This is a genomic window from Acinetobacter rathckeae (assembly GCF_015627125.1).
GTDB lineage: Bacteria > Pseudomonadota > Gammaproteobacteria > Pseudomonadales > Moraxellaceae > Acinetobacter > Acinetobacter rathckeae.
In genome coordinates, this window is sequence record NZ_VTDO01000005.1 from 123,929 (window position 1) to 141,508 (window position 17,580).

21 protein-coding genes are annotated in these 17,580 nt (G+C 40.2%); 17 read left to right on the top strand and 4 right to left on the bottom strand.

All coding sequences use genetic code 11. The features are described from left to right. The first annotated feature begins 11 nt into the window (after positions 1-11). The 8 genes from I2F31_RS09580 to I2F31_RS09615 all read left to right on the top strand — a co-directional run bounded on the left by I2F31_RS09580 (position 12) and on the right by I2F31_RS09615 (position 8,075). On the top strand, positions 12-254 hold the full coding sequence (locus I2F31_RS09580) for a SlyX family protein (protein WP_195768967.1): 243 nt from the start codon (positions 12-14) through the stop codon (positions 252-254). Positions 255-927: 673 nt separating this feature from the next. Then, complete coding sequence (locus tag I2F31_RS09585) at positions 928-1,380, top strand: ammonium transporter (RefSeq protein WP_228285102.1); 453 nt, start codon at positions 928-930, stop codon at positions 1,378-1,380. 25 nt (positions 1,381-1,405) lie between these two features. Further along, on the top strand, positions 1,406-4,048 hold the full coding sequence (gene topA, locus I2F31_RS09590) for a type I DNA topoisomerase (RefSeq protein WP_195773834.1): 2,643 nt from the start codon (positions 1,406-1,408) through the stop codon (positions 4,046-4,048). A gap of 33 nt (positions 4,049-4,081) precedes the next feature. Beyond that, positions 4,082-4,837 (top strand): hypothetical protein, encoded by a 756-nt coding sequence (locus I2F31_RS09595; protein ID WP_195773835.1) that lies wholly within the window; start codon positions 4,082-4,084, stop codon positions 4,835-4,837. A 29-nt stretch (positions 4,838-4,866) separates the two neighbouring features. Continuing rightward, the gene (locus I2F31_RS09600) at positions 4,867-6,849 is read left to right on the top strand and encodes an ATP-dependent helicase (protein ID WP_195773836.1); all 1,983 of its coding nucleotides are present in this window, start codon (positions 4,867-4,869) and stop codon (positions 6,847-6,849) included. Positions 6,850-6,908: 59 nt separating this feature from the next. Further along, entirely contained in the window at positions 6,909-7,145 is a 237-nt protein-coding gene (locus tag I2F31_RS09605; RefSeq protein ID WP_195773837.1) for an RNA recognition motif domain-containing protein, read from the top strand. A gap of 33 nt (positions 7,146-7,178) precedes the next feature. Next, complete coding sequence (locus I2F31_RS09610; RefSeq protein ID WP_195773838.1) at positions 7,179-7,685, top strand: DUF6586 family protein; 507 nt, start codon at positions 7,179-7,181, stop codon at positions 7,683-7,685. Between the two features lie 108 nt (positions 7,686-7,793). Beyond that, the gene (locus I2F31_RS09615) at positions 7,794-8,075 is read left to right on the top strand and encodes a hypothetical protein (protein ID WP_195768973.1); all 282 of its coding nucleotides are present in this window, start codon (positions 7,794-7,796) and stop codon (positions 8,073-8,075) included. A 54-nt stretch (positions 8,076-8,129) separates the two neighbouring features. On the opposite strand, the gene I2F31_RS09620 is transcribed toward I2F31_RS09615, so the two are convergent. The 3 genes from I2F31_RS09620 to rpmB all read right to left on the bottom strand — a co-directional run bounded on the left by I2F31_RS09620 (position 8,130) and on the right by rpmB (position 10,364). Beyond that, a complete protein-coding gene (locus tag I2F31_RS09620) occupies positions 8,130-9,842 on the bottom strand; it encodes a cation:proton antiporter (RefSeq protein ID WP_195768974.1) in 1,713 nt (570 codons plus the stop codon). Positions 9,843-9,959: 117 nt separating this feature from the next. Then, positions 9,960-10,115 carry a 50S ribosomal protein L33 gene (rpmG, locus tag I2F31_RS09625; RefSeq protein WP_001205031.1) on the bottom strand — a complete coding sequence of 52 codons (156 nt, stop codon included), beginning with the start codon at positions 10,113-10,115 and terminating at the stop codon, positions 9,960-9,962. 12 nt (positions 10,116-10,127) lie between these two features. Continuing rightward, complete coding sequence (gene rpmB, locus I2F31_RS09630; protein ID WP_092748508.1) at positions 10,128-10,364, bottom strand: 50S ribosomal protein L28; 237 nt, start codon at positions 10,362-10,364, stop codon at positions 10,128-10,130. A 514-nt stretch (positions 10,365-10,878) separates the two neighbouring features. On the opposite strand from rpmB, the gene I2F31_RS09635 reads away from it, so the two are divergent. Together I2F31_RS09635 and purU are read left to right on the top strand one after the other, a co-directional pair. Beyond that, positions 10,879-11,565, top strand: a complete 687-nt coding sequence (locus tag I2F31_RS09635; RefSeq protein ID WP_195773839.1) for a TetR/AcrR family transcriptional regulator — start codon at positions 10,879-10,881, stop codon at positions 11,563-11,565. A gap of 72 nt (positions 11,566-11,637) precedes the next feature. After that, positions 11,638-12,501, top strand: coding sequence for a formyltetrahydrofolate deformylase (gene purU, locus I2F31_RS09640; RefSeq protein WP_195773840.1), 864 nt, complete (start codon positions 11,638-11,640; stop codon positions 12,499-12,501). A gap of 48 nt (positions 12,502-12,549) precedes the next feature. Here the strand turns inward: purU and yihA are convergent, their stop codons facing one another. Then, positions 12,550-13,329: a ribosome biogenesis GTP-binding protein YihA/YsxC gene (yihA, locus tag I2F31_RS09645; protein WP_195773841.1), complete on the bottom strand. Its 780-nt coding sequence runs from the start codon at positions 13,327-13,329 to the stop codon at positions 12,550-12,552. Between the two features lie 204 nt (positions 13,330-13,533). Between yihA and I2F31_RS09650 the strand changes: the two genes are divergently transcribed. From I2F31_RS09650 to rpsS, 7 genes are all read left to right on the top strand, one after another. Then, entirely contained in the window at positions 13,534-14,250 is a 717-nt protein-coding gene (locus I2F31_RS09650; RefSeq protein WP_195773842.1) for a type 1 glutamine amidotransferase, read from the top strand. A 249-nt stretch (positions 14,251-14,499) separates the two neighbouring features. Beyond that, on the top strand, positions 14,500-14,811 hold the full coding sequence (gene rpsJ / locus I2F31_RS09655) for a 30S ribosomal protein S10 (protein WP_000070912.1): 312 nt from the start codon (positions 14,500-14,502) through the stop codon (positions 14,809-14,811). 57 nt (positions 14,812-14,868) lie between these two features. Continuing rightward, positions 14,869-15,507, top strand: coding sequence for a 50S ribosomal protein L3 (rplC, locus tag I2F31_RS09660; RefSeq protein WP_195768979.1), 639 nt, complete (start codon positions 14,869-14,871; stop codon positions 15,505-15,507). 11 nt (positions 15,508-15,518) lie between these two features. Continuing rightward, the gene (gene rplD / locus I2F31_RS09665) at positions 15,519-16,121 is read left to right on the top strand and encodes a 50S ribosomal protein L4 (RefSeq protein ID WP_195768980.1); all 603 of its coding nucleotides are present in this window, start codon (positions 15,519-15,521) and stop codon (positions 16,119-16,121) included. Then, entirely contained in the window at positions 16,118-16,438 is a 321-nt protein-coding gene (rplW, locus tag I2F31_RS09670) for a 50S ribosomal protein L23 (RefSeq protein ID WP_195768981.1), read from the top strand. The genes rplD and rplW overlap by 4 nt, the downstream gene beginning before the upstream one ends. An 11-nt stretch (positions 16,439-16,449) precedes the next feature. Next, a complete protein-coding gene (gene rplB / locus I2F31_RS09675) occupies positions 16,450-17,274 on the top strand; it encodes a 50S ribosomal protein L2 (RefSeq protein ID WP_195768982.1) in 825 nt (274 codons plus the stop codon). 20 nt (positions 17,275-17,294) lie between these two features. Further along, on the top strand, positions 17,295-17,570 hold the full coding sequence (rpsS, locus tag I2F31_RS09680; protein ID WP_195768983.1) for a 30S ribosomal protein S19: 276 nt from the start codon (positions 17,295-17,297) through the stop codon (positions 17,568-17,570). The last annotated feature ends 10 nt before the right edge of the window (positions 17,571-17,580 follow it).

A 17,580-nucleotide genomic window follows, 5' to 3' on the forward strand; every position in this document is an offset into this window, starting at 1 on the left:
AGGAGTGTGAAATGACAACACCAGTAAATGATGATTGTGGTTTATTGTCCGCACCCATTGAAGATTTGCAAGTGCGTATTGCATTTTTAGATGATTTGGTTGAGCAGTTAAATCAGCAATTGGTTTGCCAGCATCAGGAAATCAGTGTGTTAAAAAAGCAAATGCAATTGTTGTATCAGCGTGTAGAAAATGCAGATTTATCGGAAGGAATCACTGCATTTGATCCATTTACCAATAAGCCACCGCATTACTAATATGCTGTTGCAAACGTAGCTATATTAGCATAGATATGGGAGTGTACTTTTTTATAATAGATGAATAATGCCTAATGCATAAATTTTTATGTATCAGTAAATTCATTGTGGCTTTATTTCAAGGTATATAAATGTATGTAATATCTAAGATGACCTTGAGCCATTTATAGGTAGGTCAAAAGATGATGATATTGGTTTGGCTGTTGTGGGCAGGATAGCTAAACCCACAAGTTATAATGAAAGCATACTTGCGTTATTTCTCCTCTAAGCCCAACTGTCATTTCTGTGTCGTTTGATTGTAACTATTTCTGAACGGCTAAAATGCGAAATCTGTATTGACTAATATGATTTCAAAAGACAAAAAACAGCTCACCGATATTTAATCAGAGACGACCTACCTAGATCGTAAAATACGCAGTGATTTTACGGTTTATCATCAAAATAATATCTACTATTTATATTAGTTCGGTTTGTGCACAGTGCTGTATCACAGTGATTGTCATATATTTGTGCTTAGATCGATCAAGACATATTAAAAATAGAAATAGTTATTGAAAATCTATTATTCAAGATTACTATACAGCATTATTGATGGCCGAGCGTTGTGTAAATGTGCACAATGCTTGCCTTTTCTATTCAGATTATGTAAACCTAATAGCAAGGTTTGTAGGAGATGATTGCGACTATGGGCCTTTGGATTACCGTAATTATTGTAATATTTGTTGTAGGTTCAATCTTTGGTGCACGTGTTAACCCTAGAGAAAAAGCATTGGGTGAAACGCGTGACAAGGCACGAAAAATGGGTCTTTACCCTCGCTTATTGCCTGCACCTGCTTGGACAAATATTGAAAAAGCGGCAGAAAATCGAGCCAGCATGGTGGCGTACTATAATGTGTTGCTACCACAAGCAAGATTACCACTGATGCGTGCTTGTGTTGAAAATGGCATGTTTACTGTGGTGCATGGTGCGGAAAAATTTAAAGATTATCCTGTGCCATTAAAAGGTATTTATGCGGTAGATATGCAAGCCAACAGTATCGGGTTGTACTGGAATGAAGAGGCTGATCTGCACGGCACACAATTAGAACAGATGAAAACCTTTTTAATGTCTTTAGCAGACGTTTAATTTAGCAATAGGATACAAACAACACATGGCGAATGCTTCTACAACCACAGCAAAACGCACCACAGCAAAAGCAGCTACAGCAGAGAAAAAACGTGCTTTAGTGATTGTGGAGTCGCCTGCTAAAGCCAAAACCATTAATAAATACTTGGGTTCAGAATATATTGTTCGTTCATCGGTTGGGCATGTGCGTGATTTACCGACAGGTGGTTCAGCAAAAACCACAGAGAAAAAACCTGCAACACGTACTAAATTAACTGATGAACAAAAGCAAAAAAAAGCACAACAAGCATTAGTTAACCGTATGGGGATTGACCCAGAGCATGACTGGAAAGCACATTATGAAGTGCTACCAGGCAAAGAAAATGTAGTCTCTGAGCTTAAAAAACTTGCTGCACAAGCTGATGAAATCTATCTCGCAACCGATTTGGACCGTGAAGGGGAAGCGATTGCGTGGCATTTAAGAGAAGTGATTGGTGGTGATGAATCACGTTATCACCGTGTGGTCTTTAACGAAATTACTAAAAATGCCATCCAAGATGCCTTCAAAAAGCCTACTCGTTTAGACATAGACCGTGTTAATGCACAGCAAGCACGTCGCTTTTTAGACCGTGTGGTTGGCTTTATGATTTCACCTTTGCTGTGGGAGAAAATTGCAAGAGGTCTTTCGGCAGGGCGAGTACAGTCGGTGGCTGTTAAGTTGGTTGTAGAGCGTGAACGAGAAATTCGTGCGTTTATTCCTGAAGAATATTGGCAAATTTTTGCAGATACCCAATCTCAGCAAGACCCGATTCGTTTAGAAGCAGTCAAACACTTGGGTAAAACACTCAAGTTAAAAAATAAAGCAGATACAGATGCTATTTTAGATATACTCAAAACGGCAGCCTTTACTGTTGCACAGCGTGAAGATAAACCGACCAAGGTTAATCCGAGTGCACCATATATCACTTCAACCCTACAGCAAGCAGCCAGTACGCGACTTGGCTTTTCTGTAAAGAAAACCATGACTTTAGCCCAACGTCTGTATGAAGCGGGTTTCATTACCTATATGCGTACGGACTCGACTTTTTTAAGTGACGATGCGGTAAACATGGTACGTGACCATATTGCTGAGCAATATGGTGATAAATACCTACCTGAAAAACCGAACCGTTATGGTAATAAAGCAGGAGCACAAGAAGCCCATGAGGCCATTCGTCCATCAAATGTGGCTTTAAAAGGTGATCAGTTGGCAGGTGCTGAGCGTGATGCACAGCGTTTATATGACTTAATTTGGCGTCAATTTGTGGCGTGTCAAATGACCCCTGCACAATATTTATCATCTACATTGCACGTGAAAGCGGGTGAGGTCGATTTAAAAGCCAAAGGTCGTACTTTAGTATTTGATGGTTTCACTCGTGTGCGTGGTGCAAATAAATCAGATGATGATATTTTACTGCCTGCAGTACAAGTCGGTGAAACGCTTAAACTTGATAAACTCGATCCGAGTCAGCACTTCACCAAGCCACCTGCACGATTTACTGAAGCCTCTTTGGTTAAAGAGCTTGAGAAAAAAGGCATTGGCCGACCATCGACATATGCTGCCATTATTTCGACTATTCAAGACCGAGGTTATGTCAAGCTTGAAAACCGTCGCTTGTTTGCTGAAAAAATGGGTGAGATTGTTACGGAAAGACTCGGTGAAAGCTTTAATAATTTGATGAATTACGCTTTTACAGCAGATTTAGAAGGTCAGCTCGATAAAGTCGCTGTGGGTGATCGTGATTGGAAAGAGTTACTCAATAGTTTTTATGGTGACTTTAAAACACGTCTCACCACGGCTCAGGGTGAAGAGGGCATGCGCCGTAACCAGCCTGTTGAAGTGGCAGATGTGCATTGCCCTGAGTGTGACCGTGCCATGCAAATTCGCACGGGTACAACGGGTGTATTTTTAGGTTGCTCAGGCTATAACTTACCACCGAAAGAACGTTGTAAAGGTACACTCAATCTGACCCCTGTAGAATCATTGGCAACATTGTCTGATGATGAAGGTGCAGAAACAGCCGACCTGATGTCAAAAAGACGTTGTCCAAAATGTAGTACAGCGATGGACAGTTACGTGGTTGATGGTGGGCGTAAATTGCATGTGTGTGGTAATAACCCAGACTGTGATGGCTTTGAAGTCGAAGAAGGCGAGTTTAAAATTAAGGGTTACGATGGCCCAACCATTCCTTGTGATAAATGCGATGCCGAAATGCAACTGAAAACAGGTCGTTTTGGCCCGTACTTTGCCTGTTTGAGCTGTGATAATACTCGTAAAGTGCTAAAAAATGGTCAACCTGCACCACCACGTGTAGACCCAATTAAAATGGAGCATGTACGCTCGACCAAGCATGATGACTTCTTTGTACTCAGAGATGGTGCGGCAGGTCTGTTCTTAGCAGCCAGTAAATTCCCGAAAATCCGAGAAACGCGTACACCAAAAGTCAGTGAATTACGTACTGTTGCAGATCAGCTTGATGCGAAGTATCAATACTTATTACAAGCACCAGACCAAGATCCAGAAGGTCAACCAACCATTGTGCGTTTTAGCCGTAAAAATCAGACTCAATATATTGGCTCTGAAAATGCAGAAGGCAAATCAACAAAATGGAGTTTAGTTTATAAAGATGGGCGTTGGGTCGAAGAGTAAAATCTTCCCCACACAGATTGAGAATAAGGTCGGATGTGGAAGAAAATTAGAATTGCGATCTTATTGGCAATTTTACTCATTGTGGCAGTGAATGCATGGCGAGATCAAAATCAAAATTGGACTCGCCCCATTGTCGTGTTATTACACCCCATTAATGCCGATGGTACAGCAGAAACCCAAGCCTATATTAACCAATTACAAGCGAGTCAATTTAGCCAAGTGTCTAGCTATCTTCGGCAAAGTGCTCAGCAATATCAGCAAAACACACATTTTTTAATGTTGCTTGGGCGACCGCTACAAGAGTTACCACCTGCTGTTCCCACAGTAGGTGGCATTTGGCAAAGCATATGGTGGAGTTTAAAATTTCGTTATTATGCATGGCAACAACAGCAGTCTGCTGACCCTACTGCTACGGTGGTTTTATATTTAAATTATTATTCACCAAAAACTCGGCAACGACTTTTGCATTCTACTGCACTTGAGCGTGGGCGTATTGGCAGTGTTAATCTATTTTCAGATGCACAGCAAAATGCACAAAATGAAGTGGTAATCGCCCATGAGCTACTGCATGCGTTTGGTGCAACAGATAAATACGATTTAAGTACAGGGCAACCGATTTATCCCAATGGTTATGCTGAGCCACATTTACAACCATTGTTACCACAACATATGGCAGAGCTGATGGCTGGTTATATTCCAATGACGCCACAGCAAAGTAAAATGCCACAAAATATAGAACAAACCAAAATTGGTGCGGTGACTGCAAAAGAAATTGGTTGGACTAAATAAGCCACAGATCTGGCAAGAAGGAAAGTCCCATGAAACTAGACCGCTTACTCTCTGAGTTGAATGAACAACAACGTGCGGCTGTTACAACAGAGCAAGCCCATTGTTTAGTACTTGCAGGTGCGGGCTGTGGTAAAACGAAAACCATTATTTCTCGTGCAGCCTATTTAATTGCTCAAGGGCTACCTGCTAAAAATATACAAATTTTGACGTTTACTCGTAGAGCTGCCGCCGAAATCATTACCCGAGTAGAACAACATTTGGGCGACAGTGCACAAGGACTGAGAGCATCTACTTTTCATACTTTTTGTATTTCTTTATTACGCCGTCATAGCAAAGCTTTGGGTTTAGGGGCATTTACTGTTATTGACCGAGATGACCAAGTGATGATGTTTCGCCTATTACGTGGTAAAGGGAAAGATAACAAATTGCCTAAAGCAGCACAGCTCTGTGATATTTACTCTTTTGCTCGTAATACACGCTGTAAACTTTCAGAAGCGATAGAAAAGCTACTCCCTGACGATGACACGGATAAAGCAGACATTGCCGAGGTAATGAAAGAGTATGAGGCACGTAAACGCCGTAGTGGATTCTTAGATTATGATGATATTTTGGCCATTGTCGCGACACATTTACATCAGTCACCTGCATTTTTAGCATCAGTTGCACAACAGCATCAGGTCTTTTTGGTTGATGAAATGCAAGACACCAATCCTTTGCAATGGGCTTTGCTTGAGCCATTTGTGGGGCGCTCGCAGATTTTCTGTGTTGGTGATGATGCCCAGTCTATTTATGGCTTTCGGGGTGCAGATTTTGAAAATATTCATCGCTTTCAAAGCCATGTTCCCGATGCCACGATTTATAAATTAGAAAAAAACTACCGCTCCACACAACAAATTTTAGACGTGTCTAACTGGTTACTTGAACAAAGTGAGATCAAATATAATAAGTCTTTGGTTGCGGTAAGAACGACCCAAAGCACACCACAATTTAATCTTTTTACCAATGAGTTTGAAGAAGCCAATTGGGTTGCACAAGACATTTATCATCGCTATCACGATAACAATACTGCATGGAATGAGCACATGGTGCTTGTACGCTCAGCTTATGCTGCACGGCATATTGAACGTGCTTTTGTTGCGATGTCTATTCCTTATCAATTTATTGGTGGAGCAAAGTTACTTGAGTCTGCCCACGTAAAAGATGTGTTGAGCATGCTTAGGGTGGTGGTGAATTGCAAAGATGATATTGCTTGGATGCGATTTCTTACCTTATGGAATGGTATTGGCGATGTTGGTGCGAGTAAAATTGCACTACAAATGAATAAATATGAACATTTAACGCAATGTTGCGATGAGCTTGCACTTAGTGTAAGTAAAATACCAGCTGATGCGATTGATGGTTTAAGGCAATTGGCCAATTTAACAACACAGGTAAAGAAAAGTATTGTTGTGGCTGTAGAGATACTGACTGGGCAGCTTGAAGAAAAATATCAACAAGACTGGTCAAAGCGTCAAAAAGACTTTAAGTTGGTAGAGCAACTGGCGAGTCAACATCAAGACCTTGCCCAGTTTTTAGAAGAATATGTGCTTGAACCCATTTCTATTGCAGATGTACAGCAAGCACATATTGAAGATATTGTTACGCTCACCACCATACATTCAGCCAAAGGCTTAGAAGAAAATGTATGTTATGTACCACATTTATCGGTAGGATTTTATCCGCATGCACGTGCGCAGGGTAATTTTGATGCGGTTGAGGAAGAACGCCGTGTGTTATATGTGGCATTGACACGGGCAAGAAATGAACTAATTTTAACCAAACATGAGTCTGTGAGTTGGAGTTATGATTTAACAGATGATCAAGGACGTCATGTCAGTGGCTATTTTTTTAATGACTTTCCTCGTGAGTTAGTTGACCTTACAGTCTATCAGCGCTCATCTATTGCCGACAGTGTGCAAAAAGCACCTGCAAATGCTGTAAAAAAGATCTCATTTGACTTGGATTTAGATTAAACTGCACCGCTATTTTTAGAGATCTGCTTTGTCAGTCTCAAGCATCTTGAGTGAATAATATGAAAATTTTAGTCCGTAACTTAGAGCGTTCAATTACAGAAGCTGAGCTTCGTGATTTGTTTAGCCCTTTTGGTGAAGTTGAACATTGTATTATAGTACTAGATCAAGCAACGGGTAAATCAAAAGGCTTTGGTTTTGTAGAAATGCCTCATGGTCGTGATGCCGTGAAAGCCATTAAAGGCTTAAATACGCTAAGAGTGAAGGGTATTGGTATACGTGTCAAAGCAGCTGACTAATTTACTGATCATGAACTATTTTAAGGAGTAATCATGTCTAGAGTGGCACGTTACCATGCAGACCGCACCAATCAAAAACTCTACTTTGCACGTTTAGGTTGTGTGCAAGCAGAAGCATTGTGTGACAATGTACAACAAGCACAGGCACATAAAGAAGCTGTTGTTTTTCATTTGCAAGGTGCTGTCTTGGCATTTTTACAAGAACTTGTGCGTTATTATCGCCTGCATGATATGCAGCCGACTTTACAGTCTATTGAACAAAAAATGGCTGAAAAAGGGCAAGTGTCTCCTGAAATTTCGGTGCTTAAACAACTGACACAAGATGGTTTTTTGGCAGAGTTAAACCATGCATACCGTATGTGTCAGTATAGTCCAGAACCAACCCAACCGCAGGCAGAGCAAGATACATCATCACATTTAATTATTAAGGTGACCCAAGGTCCACAATCATGGTTGCCTGACACCACGATTTTAAGAGACTGGTATCAGCAACTGATGCAATTGATTAATGGCTTTAGAGATGAAATGGTTGAGTTTTAAGCGTGAAATAGTGCAAATTATTACTTGAAATTTTGCTTTTGTTCCCAAATATAGGTTAGTCTAAAGCTTAAGCAAGGCATCAGAGTGTATGGTGCATTAGGAGGTGGAATGTCTATTCAACAGCAACTCAAAGAACTTTTCGGTAGTCAAGAGGCTGTACTTGAGTTAGTACAACTTGAAAATGGAGAGCTTGCATTACGTAATGCAGATTCAGAAAAAGCGCCCCTTATGACAATTCAATTTAATGACGATGTAAAAGAAATACTGGGTGATCAAGCGGGGATTGTTGCACAAAGCATGGTTCAAGCTGCATTATTTAGTCTACTTGAAAAACAAATGAACCAAATAAATGCTGAAATTGTAGATGAACAACCACAATATTTTAGCTAAGCACATAAAAAATGCACTGTGTAGTGCATTTTTTATGCCTTAATTTTATTACAATTAATGGCTTTTTTTATGAACTGCATGAATCTGCTTTAAAATGTGCTGACTCATATTTATAGCCATTTGCTCTTTGGCATAAAACACCTGACCGACATCATCTGCACGAATGACTTCAGCTTCTTCCTTATTTTCCGCACACAGCAAAACTTCAATGTTTGGATTAAGTTGTTTTGAAATATCGACAATACGGTGAATATCTAAAATATCCATCGGCGAAATGACGACAAGTCGGGCATGTTGAATATGTGCCTGAATCAGTACACTTGGCTCAGTGGCCACCCCACAAACAGCTGCGATGTCTTTATCACGTAAGTCTTCAACAATCTCACGGTTTTCTTCAGCAATCACCACTTTAATCTGTTGTTCGATCAGTGTCTGTGTAATACGACGTCCAACCTCACCATAACCAATCATCACTACCTGATCACGTAGGTAATTTTGATCAACTTCATCGGGTAGCATTGCAAGCGGGTCACTGCTACGTTCTAGTAAGCGTGCTAAAGAAGAGCGACCACGAATCCATTGTTGTACAGGTTCTATGGCGGTGAACATGAATGAATTCAGTGTAATTGAAAATAATGCACCTGCTAAAATGAGGTTTTGAGCTTCTGTTGTGAGTAAGCCTAAAGAAATACCCAGTGCGGCCAAAATAAATGAGAACTCTCCAATTTGTGCCAAGCTTGCCCCAACTGTGAGGGCTGTGTTGAGTGGATATCTGAAGAATAAAACCAGTGCCATGGCAGCCAGAGTTTTACCGATTACAATAATGGCGACGACAGCTAAAATATGTAATGGCTTTTCAATTAAAATATGTGGATCAAAGAGCATACCCACAGAAACAAAGAATAAAATAGCAAAAATTTCACGTAAGGGAAGCGTTTCTTCTTCAGCTCTATGGCAAAAGTCAGACTCTTTTACCACCATACCTGCAAAAAATGCACCAAGAGCCATCGATACGCCAAATACAGCATATGCACCATAAGCAATAGATACGGCACATGCTACCACCGTTAAGGTGAATAACTCCCTTGAGCCAAGCCGTGCAACAAATTGCATAATTGCAGGAATTAAGCGTTTACCAATAATGAGCATAAAAGCAATAAAGCCACTGACTTTGAGCAAGGTCATTAAAATCGTGAGCCAGATTGCTTGTTGTGGCCCATGGGTATCTATGTGTTTACCACCGAGTAACACTGCAATTGCAGGCAATAACACCAAAACCATGACCATGACAAGGTCTTCGACCAAAAGCCAGCCTACAGCAATTTTTCCATTCACTGAAGAGAGTAGACCTTTGTCACCAAGTGCTTTGAGTAAGACTACGGTACTGGCACAAGATAAACATAGGCCAAAGACCAATGCACTACCAAAAGGCCAACCCCATAGCATCGACACAATAATACCAAGTAAAGTTGCAACAGTAATTTGTAAAATTGCCCCAGGCAGCGCAATACGCTTTACCTCGAGTAAATCTTTTAATGAAAAGTGCATGCCTACACCAAACATTAAAAACATCACACCGAGTTCAGCCAACTGGTTGGCCAAAGACAAATCTCCAACCATACCAGGTGTATTGGGGCTAATAATAATCCCTGCAATGAGATAACCAACCAGTGGTGGTAATCTAAGCCGTGCAGCAAGATAGCCAAAAATAAGTGCAAGGCCAAAGCCAATTGCTAATAATATAATTAAATCAACATCATGTGGCATCAGTTGACCCTCAAAAATCTGACAAAATAAAAGATTAAAAATAAATATATATAGGAGTGTAATATAAAAGACAAAAAAAACGACTCCTTAAAGGAGCCGTTTTTTAAAAAACTAAAATTATTTGATTTTAGCTTCTTTGAAAATAACGTGTTGACGGATTTTTGGATCAAATTTTTTGATTTCCATTTTTTCCGGCATTGTACGTTTGTTCTTCGTAGTCGTGTAGAAGTAACCTGTACCCGCAGAAGAAACTAGGCGAATTTTGTCACGCATGGCAATGACTCCTTAGATCTTTTGGCCTTGAGCACGAAGATCTGCTACAACCTTTTCAATGCCCTTTTTGTCGATAATACGCATACCTTTAGTTGTCAAACGAAGACGTACGAAACGCTTTTCGCTTTCTAACCAAAAACGGTGGTGATGCAGGTTCGGCTCGAACCGGCGCTTGGTTTTGTTGTTTGCGTGTGAGACGTTGTTACCAACGACTGGACGCTTGCCGGTAACTTGGCAAACCTTAGACATGGTGGAACTCCATTGATTTAGCCAACAGCAAACCTGTGGCCAGTCATAAAACAAACAGATTGAATTTATTCAAGGGGCGTTTTATACCAAAAATGCGATTAAAAGACAAGCATATTTGTATAAAATGGCATATTCTCTAGTGCAATAGCTCATGCCTTAACCATTTTAAAATGGTGAGCAGTGAAAAACTGAATCTAGACATGTCTGCCTATATGTATGGGAGATATTTTGTGTAAAATATAAACGAAAAGCCATACGTAACCCGATGTGGCGGCTATTTTAAATAAAAACACTCAATCGGAGCAAGCATATTTTTATTAAGGCTGAATAATCATAGGAAAATCAAACCAGTTTTGTGCAATATTTGGTATAGCTATTGGGTTGGCCTGTTAGTGTGCGTTGTATTTGTTTATTGTTTGATCGGAGTGGTTTTGTTTTTAGAGTAAATATTCTAGATTAATCGTTAGAAATTGCTCATAATAGCAGTCTGCTTTTTATGGGTGTGGTTTGCGTTATGTTAAAGAAAAAAACATCGAAAACAAAACAGCGTATTTTAGATACGAGCTTGATGCTATTTAATGAGCAGGGCGAGCGAGCTGTTACGACGAACCATATTGCTGCTACCTTACAAATGAGTCCGGGTAACTTATATTATCATTACAGTAATAAGCAAGAAATTATTAAGGCACTGACAGAGCAGTATCAGCAACAAACCTTGGCCATGCTTGCATTACCAAATGATCGAACAGTCACAGCAAATGATAAAATCACCTATTTTAAAGCATTGAGTGAGCAGTTGTGGGCTTATCGATTCTTGCATAGAGATGTATATGACTTAGTAGAGAAAGATCAACATTTCAATCAAGAGTATGCACAATTTGCAAGTAATGTCATGCGAGAGGTACAAAAGCTATATCAGGCTTTTATTCATGCAGGACTCATGAAAATGTCTGCCACAGAAATGGAAGCCTTGATTATTAATATTTGGATTATTTTAACCAATTGGACGAATTTTTTATTTATGTCGGGTCATTTAAATGGCAGTAATCACTCGCAAGGCAAATGGTCTTTATTTGCTTTACGTCAATTGGTTCTACTTGAATCTCCTTACTTGATTGGAGAGAGTAAACAGACTTATGAGCGCCTCTTGGCCTCTATGGAAGACTCAAATCTATTTGCTAAGGTTACGCAATCGGTATAAAATACTATGCTTGCGAAAATCAGATGCGTATAATCAGTGCAATTTTAAATTGCAGAAGTGATATATAACCCCATGAACACCACTACTACGAATACAGCTCGTTTATTAATTACCTGTGAAGATAAGGCCGGTATTGTTCAGGCTGTGTCTAGTTTTTTATATCATCAAGGGGCAAATATTACCGCACTAGACCAATACGCAACAGAGGCACAAGGCGGTCGCTATTTTATGCGTGTTGAGTTTGAGATTGAGCATTTGCAGACCAAAAAAGAGAGTCTATTACAAACATTTGAAGCTAATGTTGCGACACGTTATCAAATGCAATGGCGTTTGACCTCTGTGAGCGATCTTAAAAAAGTTGGTATTTTGGTTTCGCGTGTAGATCATGCTTTACTTGAGTTGCTTTGGCGTCATGCACGTGGTTTATTGCCATGTGAAATTACTCATGTTGTTTCTAACCATGACACGTTAGGAGTTGCTGTAGAGCAGTTTGGTATTCCGTTTACCGTTGTCGCTGTAAATAAAGACAATAAAGTTGAAGCGGAAGCTGAAATTCATCGAATTATGCAAGGCAATGATTTATTGGTTTTAGCACGCTATATGCAAATTCTAAGTGCTGACTTTGTAGAAAAGTGGCCAATGAAAGTCATTAATATCCACCATTCATTTTTACCAGCATTTGTGGGTGCAAACCCATATAAGCAAGCTCATGAAAAGGGTGTGAAACTCATTGGGGCAACAGCACACTATGTGACTGCTGATTTAGATCAGGGGCCAATTATTGAGCAAGATGTTGAGCGTGTAAGCCATGAGTACAGCGTAGAGCAGTTACGAGAGCTTGGTCAAGATGTTGAGCGTAATGTACTTGCAAGAGCAGTAAGAAGTCACCTAGAAGATCGAATTATTGTTGATGGCCATAAAACTGTTGTATTTTAAGGCCATCATTTAAAAAGCCTATATTCATTGCTGAATATAGGCTTTTTTTTATTCATTAATATCATTTTCAGATGCTTCGGAAATTTGCGATACATCTAAATCTTCTGGTTTTTGTTCAAGCGTGAAATGTAGACGACCTGCTATCACAGAGGCCAGTTCCTCAAGTCCTTGCTTATTTAAAGAAGAGAAAAGCTGAATTGAAAAATCAAGCTTCATTTTCTTTAAATGATTTTTGACATCTAGCAATGCTTGATTTGCAGGGCCACGATTTAGTTTATCTGCTTTAGTTAGTAAAATATGTACAAATAAATGGCGAGAGTAGGCCCACTCTAGCATCATGAGGTCAAAGTGTTGTAAGGGGTGGCGAATGTCCATAAGCAATACTAAGCCTTGTAGGCTTTGACGTTCAATTAAATAATGCTCTAATTCTTTTTGCCATACTTTTTTCATTTCTTCAGGTACGGCAGCGTAACCATAACCGGGTAGGTCGACAAGACGTTGGTCGGGGTTGCCTAAACTAAAAAAGTTAAGCATTTGAGTACGCCCAGGCTTTTTAGATGCACGAGCCAATTGGCGTTGATTGGTTAGAGCGTTAATTGCACTTGATTTTCCTGCATTAGAACGACCTGCAAATGCAATTTCATAGCCTGTATCTTCTACGCATAAGCTAAGTTTAGGTGCACTCATTAAGAAAGTGGCTTTACGTAACCAGTTTAAGCTTTGCGTTGCATATGCTGTTAATGCAGGGTCAGCCTTTTTTTCATAACTAATTTTTTGCTTAGGTGCAAGTTTAGCTTTCGTGTCTTTAGATTTGGCATAACGATGCATATGTATTTTTCACAGCAAATAACAATTTAGTCATTAGTATAAACAAATAAATGACGTACTGCGACTTTCATTCAATACAACCCAATAAATTATTCGTGTGAGTGATTATGGTGATCGTGTAATGATTTACATAATATTGTTTAAGTTGGCTTTATTTTTGCTATTAGATTTTTAACTGTCTATTTTATTTATATGAGAACAATAATGAAGCAAAATTTGAGGGTACACTGCTTTCAACATACTGCTTGTGATAGCTTAAATAGCTGTCGTGAGTTATTACTCGCGCATCATGCTCAAATTACCACCACAGAATTTTTTGCACTGCCAACAGAAATCGCTTTAGATATAGATGCTTTACCTCAGGTGCAAGATGTTGATTTCCTGATTGTTATGGGTGGGAAAATACATGCAGATGACGAGGTGAATTGTCCATGGTTGAAAGTTGAAAAACGTTGGATTCGTCGTTATATTGCTTTAAAAAAACCAGTCTTGGGTTTATGTGTGGGTGGGCAAATCGTTGCTAATGCGCTAGGTGCACCTGTATTAAAAAATGAAAAACATACAATGACTTGGAATCGAGTGCATAGCGTAGCTAACCTACCTAAAGATTGCTTTCAGATGCCAGAAGAAATGTATGTGATGTCACTGAGTCAAGATATTTCTGCTTTACCTAAGGGGGCAATTTCATTAGCAATAAATGAGGATTTTCAAAACTCATGTTACCAAATCGGCAGAAATATCTTGGGTTTTCAGTTTTCCTTAGAAATTACGCAAGATGGCCTGATTGATTTTTTAGATGAAGCGGAGAGTGTGTTTGATACAGAGCAGTCATTTATTCAACTTAAAAATGCACCTAAAGATTACTTTATGAGTAGTCATCGCGTTTTAGAGCAGGCTATAGAATACGTGCTGCAATCATAGTTTAATTTTTAATGTGGTGAGCCATTAAAGTCGCTATTCGGTATAAAAATAATTTGCTTAATCTGTAAACAGTCGCTATAATTGCGTCACCTTCAATTGGAAGGGCAGTTTCTTCATTTTAGATAACTGTATCGTTACAGTCGTGGCATCGATCATGACCTTAGTGATTTTCACTACCCTTGACACTTACCAATAGGTGAGGTGCGTCATGGGTGATTCTTTATATATTTTGGCTTGGAGTTTACTGGTATGTCTAACCAGAGAATCCGTATCCGTCTTAAGTCTTTTGATCATCGTCTGATTGATCAATCTGCTCAAGAGATCGTAGAAACAGCTAAGCGTACTGGTGCACAAGTGTGTGGTCCAATCCCGATGCCTACTCGCATCGAACGCTTCAACGTTCTGACTTCACCGCATGTGAATAAAGATGCGCGTGATCAATACGAAATCCGCACCTACAAACGTTTGATCGACATCGTTCAACCAACAGACAAAACTGTTGATGCATTGATGAAATTAGATCTTGCAGCTGGTGTTGATGTTCAGATCGCATTGGGATAAGGCTTGTCGGTTGATTAACTTAAGTTAATTAAGCCGCATTTTAAGAGGTTTACACACATGGCTATTGGTTTAGTCGGTCGTAAATGCGGTATGACCCGTATTTTTACAGAAGCCGGTGTTTCTGTGCCTGTTACTGTGATTGAAGTTGATGCGAACCGCATTACTCAAATCAAAACACTTGAAACTGATGGTTATCAAGCTGTTCAAGTAACAACTGGCGAACGTCGTGAGTCGCGCGTAACAAAGGCTCAAAAAGGTCATTTTGCAAAAGCTGGTGTTTCAGCTGGTCGTTTAGTAAAAGAATTCCGTGCTACGGAAGCTGAGCTAGAAGGTCGTGAAGTTGGTGGAACAATCGGTGTTGATTTGTTTGCAGTAGGTCAAATTGTTGACGTAACTGGACAATCTAAAGGTAAAGGCTTCCAAGGTGGTGTTAAGCGTTGGAACTTCCGTACGCAAGATGCTACACACGGTAACTCTGTATCTCACCGTGCACTTGGTTCTACAGGTCAAAACCAAACACCTGGACGCGTATTTAAAGGTAAAAAAATGCCTGGTCACCTAGGTGATGATCGCGTAACAGTTCAAGGTCTTGAAGTTGTTTCAATCGACGCAGAGCGTTCAATTCTTGTTGTTAAAGGTGCAATTCCTGGTTCAACAGGTGGTGACGTTGTTGTTCGTCCTACGATCAAGGCTTGAGGGGAAATAACGTGAATTTACAAACTGTTTCCGGTTCTGCTGTTGAATTGTCTGAAGTTGCTTTCGGTCGTGAATTTAACGAAGCGCTTGTACACCAAGTTGTTACTGCTTATCTAGCAGGTGGTCGTCAAGGTTCTCGTGCTCAAAAATCACGTGGTGAAGTATCTGGTGGTGGTATTAAGCCATTCCGTCAAAAAGGTACTGGCCGTGCACGTGCAGGCTCAATTCGTAGCCCAATCTGGGTTGGTGGTGGTAAAACTTTTGCTGCTCGTCCACAAGATTGGTCTCAAAAAGTTAACCGTAAAATGTATCGCGGTGCTATGCAATGTATTCTTGCTGAGCTTGTTCGTCAAGAACGCTTGGTGCTTGTTGAAGATGTTCAGGTTTCTGCACCTAAAACAAAAGAACTACTTGCTAAGCTAAACGAATTAAATGCACCACGTGCATTAATCGTGACTGATGCTGTAGAAGAAAACTTGTATCTTGCAGCACGCAACTTACCACATGTAGATGTGGTTGATTCAGCAACGATTGACCCTGTTAGTCTAATTGCTTTTGATAAAGTTGTGATGTCTGTAGCTGCTGCTAAGAAAATTGAGGTAGAACTCGGATGAATAACGAACGTATCTATCAAATCCTTCGTGGACCAGTATTCTCAGAAAAAGCACAAGTTTTAGGCGAAACAGCAGGCGTTCAAGTATTTAAAGTAGATATCAATGCTACTAAACTTGAAGTGAAGAAAGCTGTAGAGCAACTGTTTGGTGTTCAAGTTGTAAAAGTAAATACAACGATCACTAAAGGTAAAACAAAACGCTTTGGTAAAACATTAGGACGTCGTTCTGATGTTAAAAAAGCATACGTCACCCTGAAAGCTGGCCAAGATGTTGAAATGGCTGACTTGGGCGATACCGCTGAAACCACAGCGGAATAAGGACGAGAATTATGCCTATTCAAAAATGTAAGCCAACGTCTCCAGGACGTCGCTTTGTAGAAAAAGTGGTTCATGACCACCTATACAAAGGTCGCCCTTTTGCCGCATTGGTAGAAAGTAAAAAAAGAACAGGTGGTCGTAATAATAACGGTCATATCACTACTCGCCATGTTGGTGGTGGTCATAAACAGCATTACCGTATCGTTGATTTTAAACGTAACAAAGATGGTGTTCCTGCAACTGTAGAGCGTATCGAATACGATCCTAACCGTACTGCACATATTGCTTTATTGAAATATGCAGATGGTGAACGTCGATACATTATTGCGCCTAAAGGCCTACGTGCTGGTGATAAAGTACAATCTGGTAACGATGCTCCAATTCGTCCAGGTAACTGCTTGCCACTTCGCAACATGCCAATCGGTTCAACGCTACACAATATTGAATTGAAAATCGGTAAAGGTGCTCAATTAGCACGTTCTGCTGGTACTTCAGTACAATTATTGGGTCGTGACGGTTCTTATGCAATCCTTCGTCTGCGTTCAGGTGAAATGCGTAAAGTTCATGTTGAATGTCGTGCTGTAATCGGTGAAGTATCTAACCAAGAAAGCAACTTGCGTTCACTTGGTAAAGCTGGTGCTTCTCGTTGGCGTGGTGTTCGTCCTACCGTACGTGGTATGGCTATGAACCCAGTAGATCACCCGCATGGTGGTGGTGAAGGGCGTAACAAAGGTATTCAACCTGTAAGCCCATGGGGTCAAAAAGCGAAAGGGTACAAGACACGTACCAACAAGCGTACGACTAAGATGATTATTCGCGACCGTCGCGTTAAGTAACAAGTAAAGGAATCTGACAAATGCCTCGTTCATTGAAAAAAGGCCCATTCGTCGATGCGCACTTGTTCGCTAAGATTGAAGTGGCTGTTGCAAGTAATTCACGCAAGCCGATCAAAACTTGGTCTCGTCGTTCGATGATCCTCCCAGACTTTGTTGGTTTAACAATTTCTGTTCACAATGGTCGTAACCATGTTCCAGTGATTATCTCTGAGCATATGGTTGGTCATAAACTCGGTGAATTCGCGCCAACTCGTACCTATCGTGGTCACGGTGTTGACAAGAAATCTAAACGTTAAGGGTGCTATG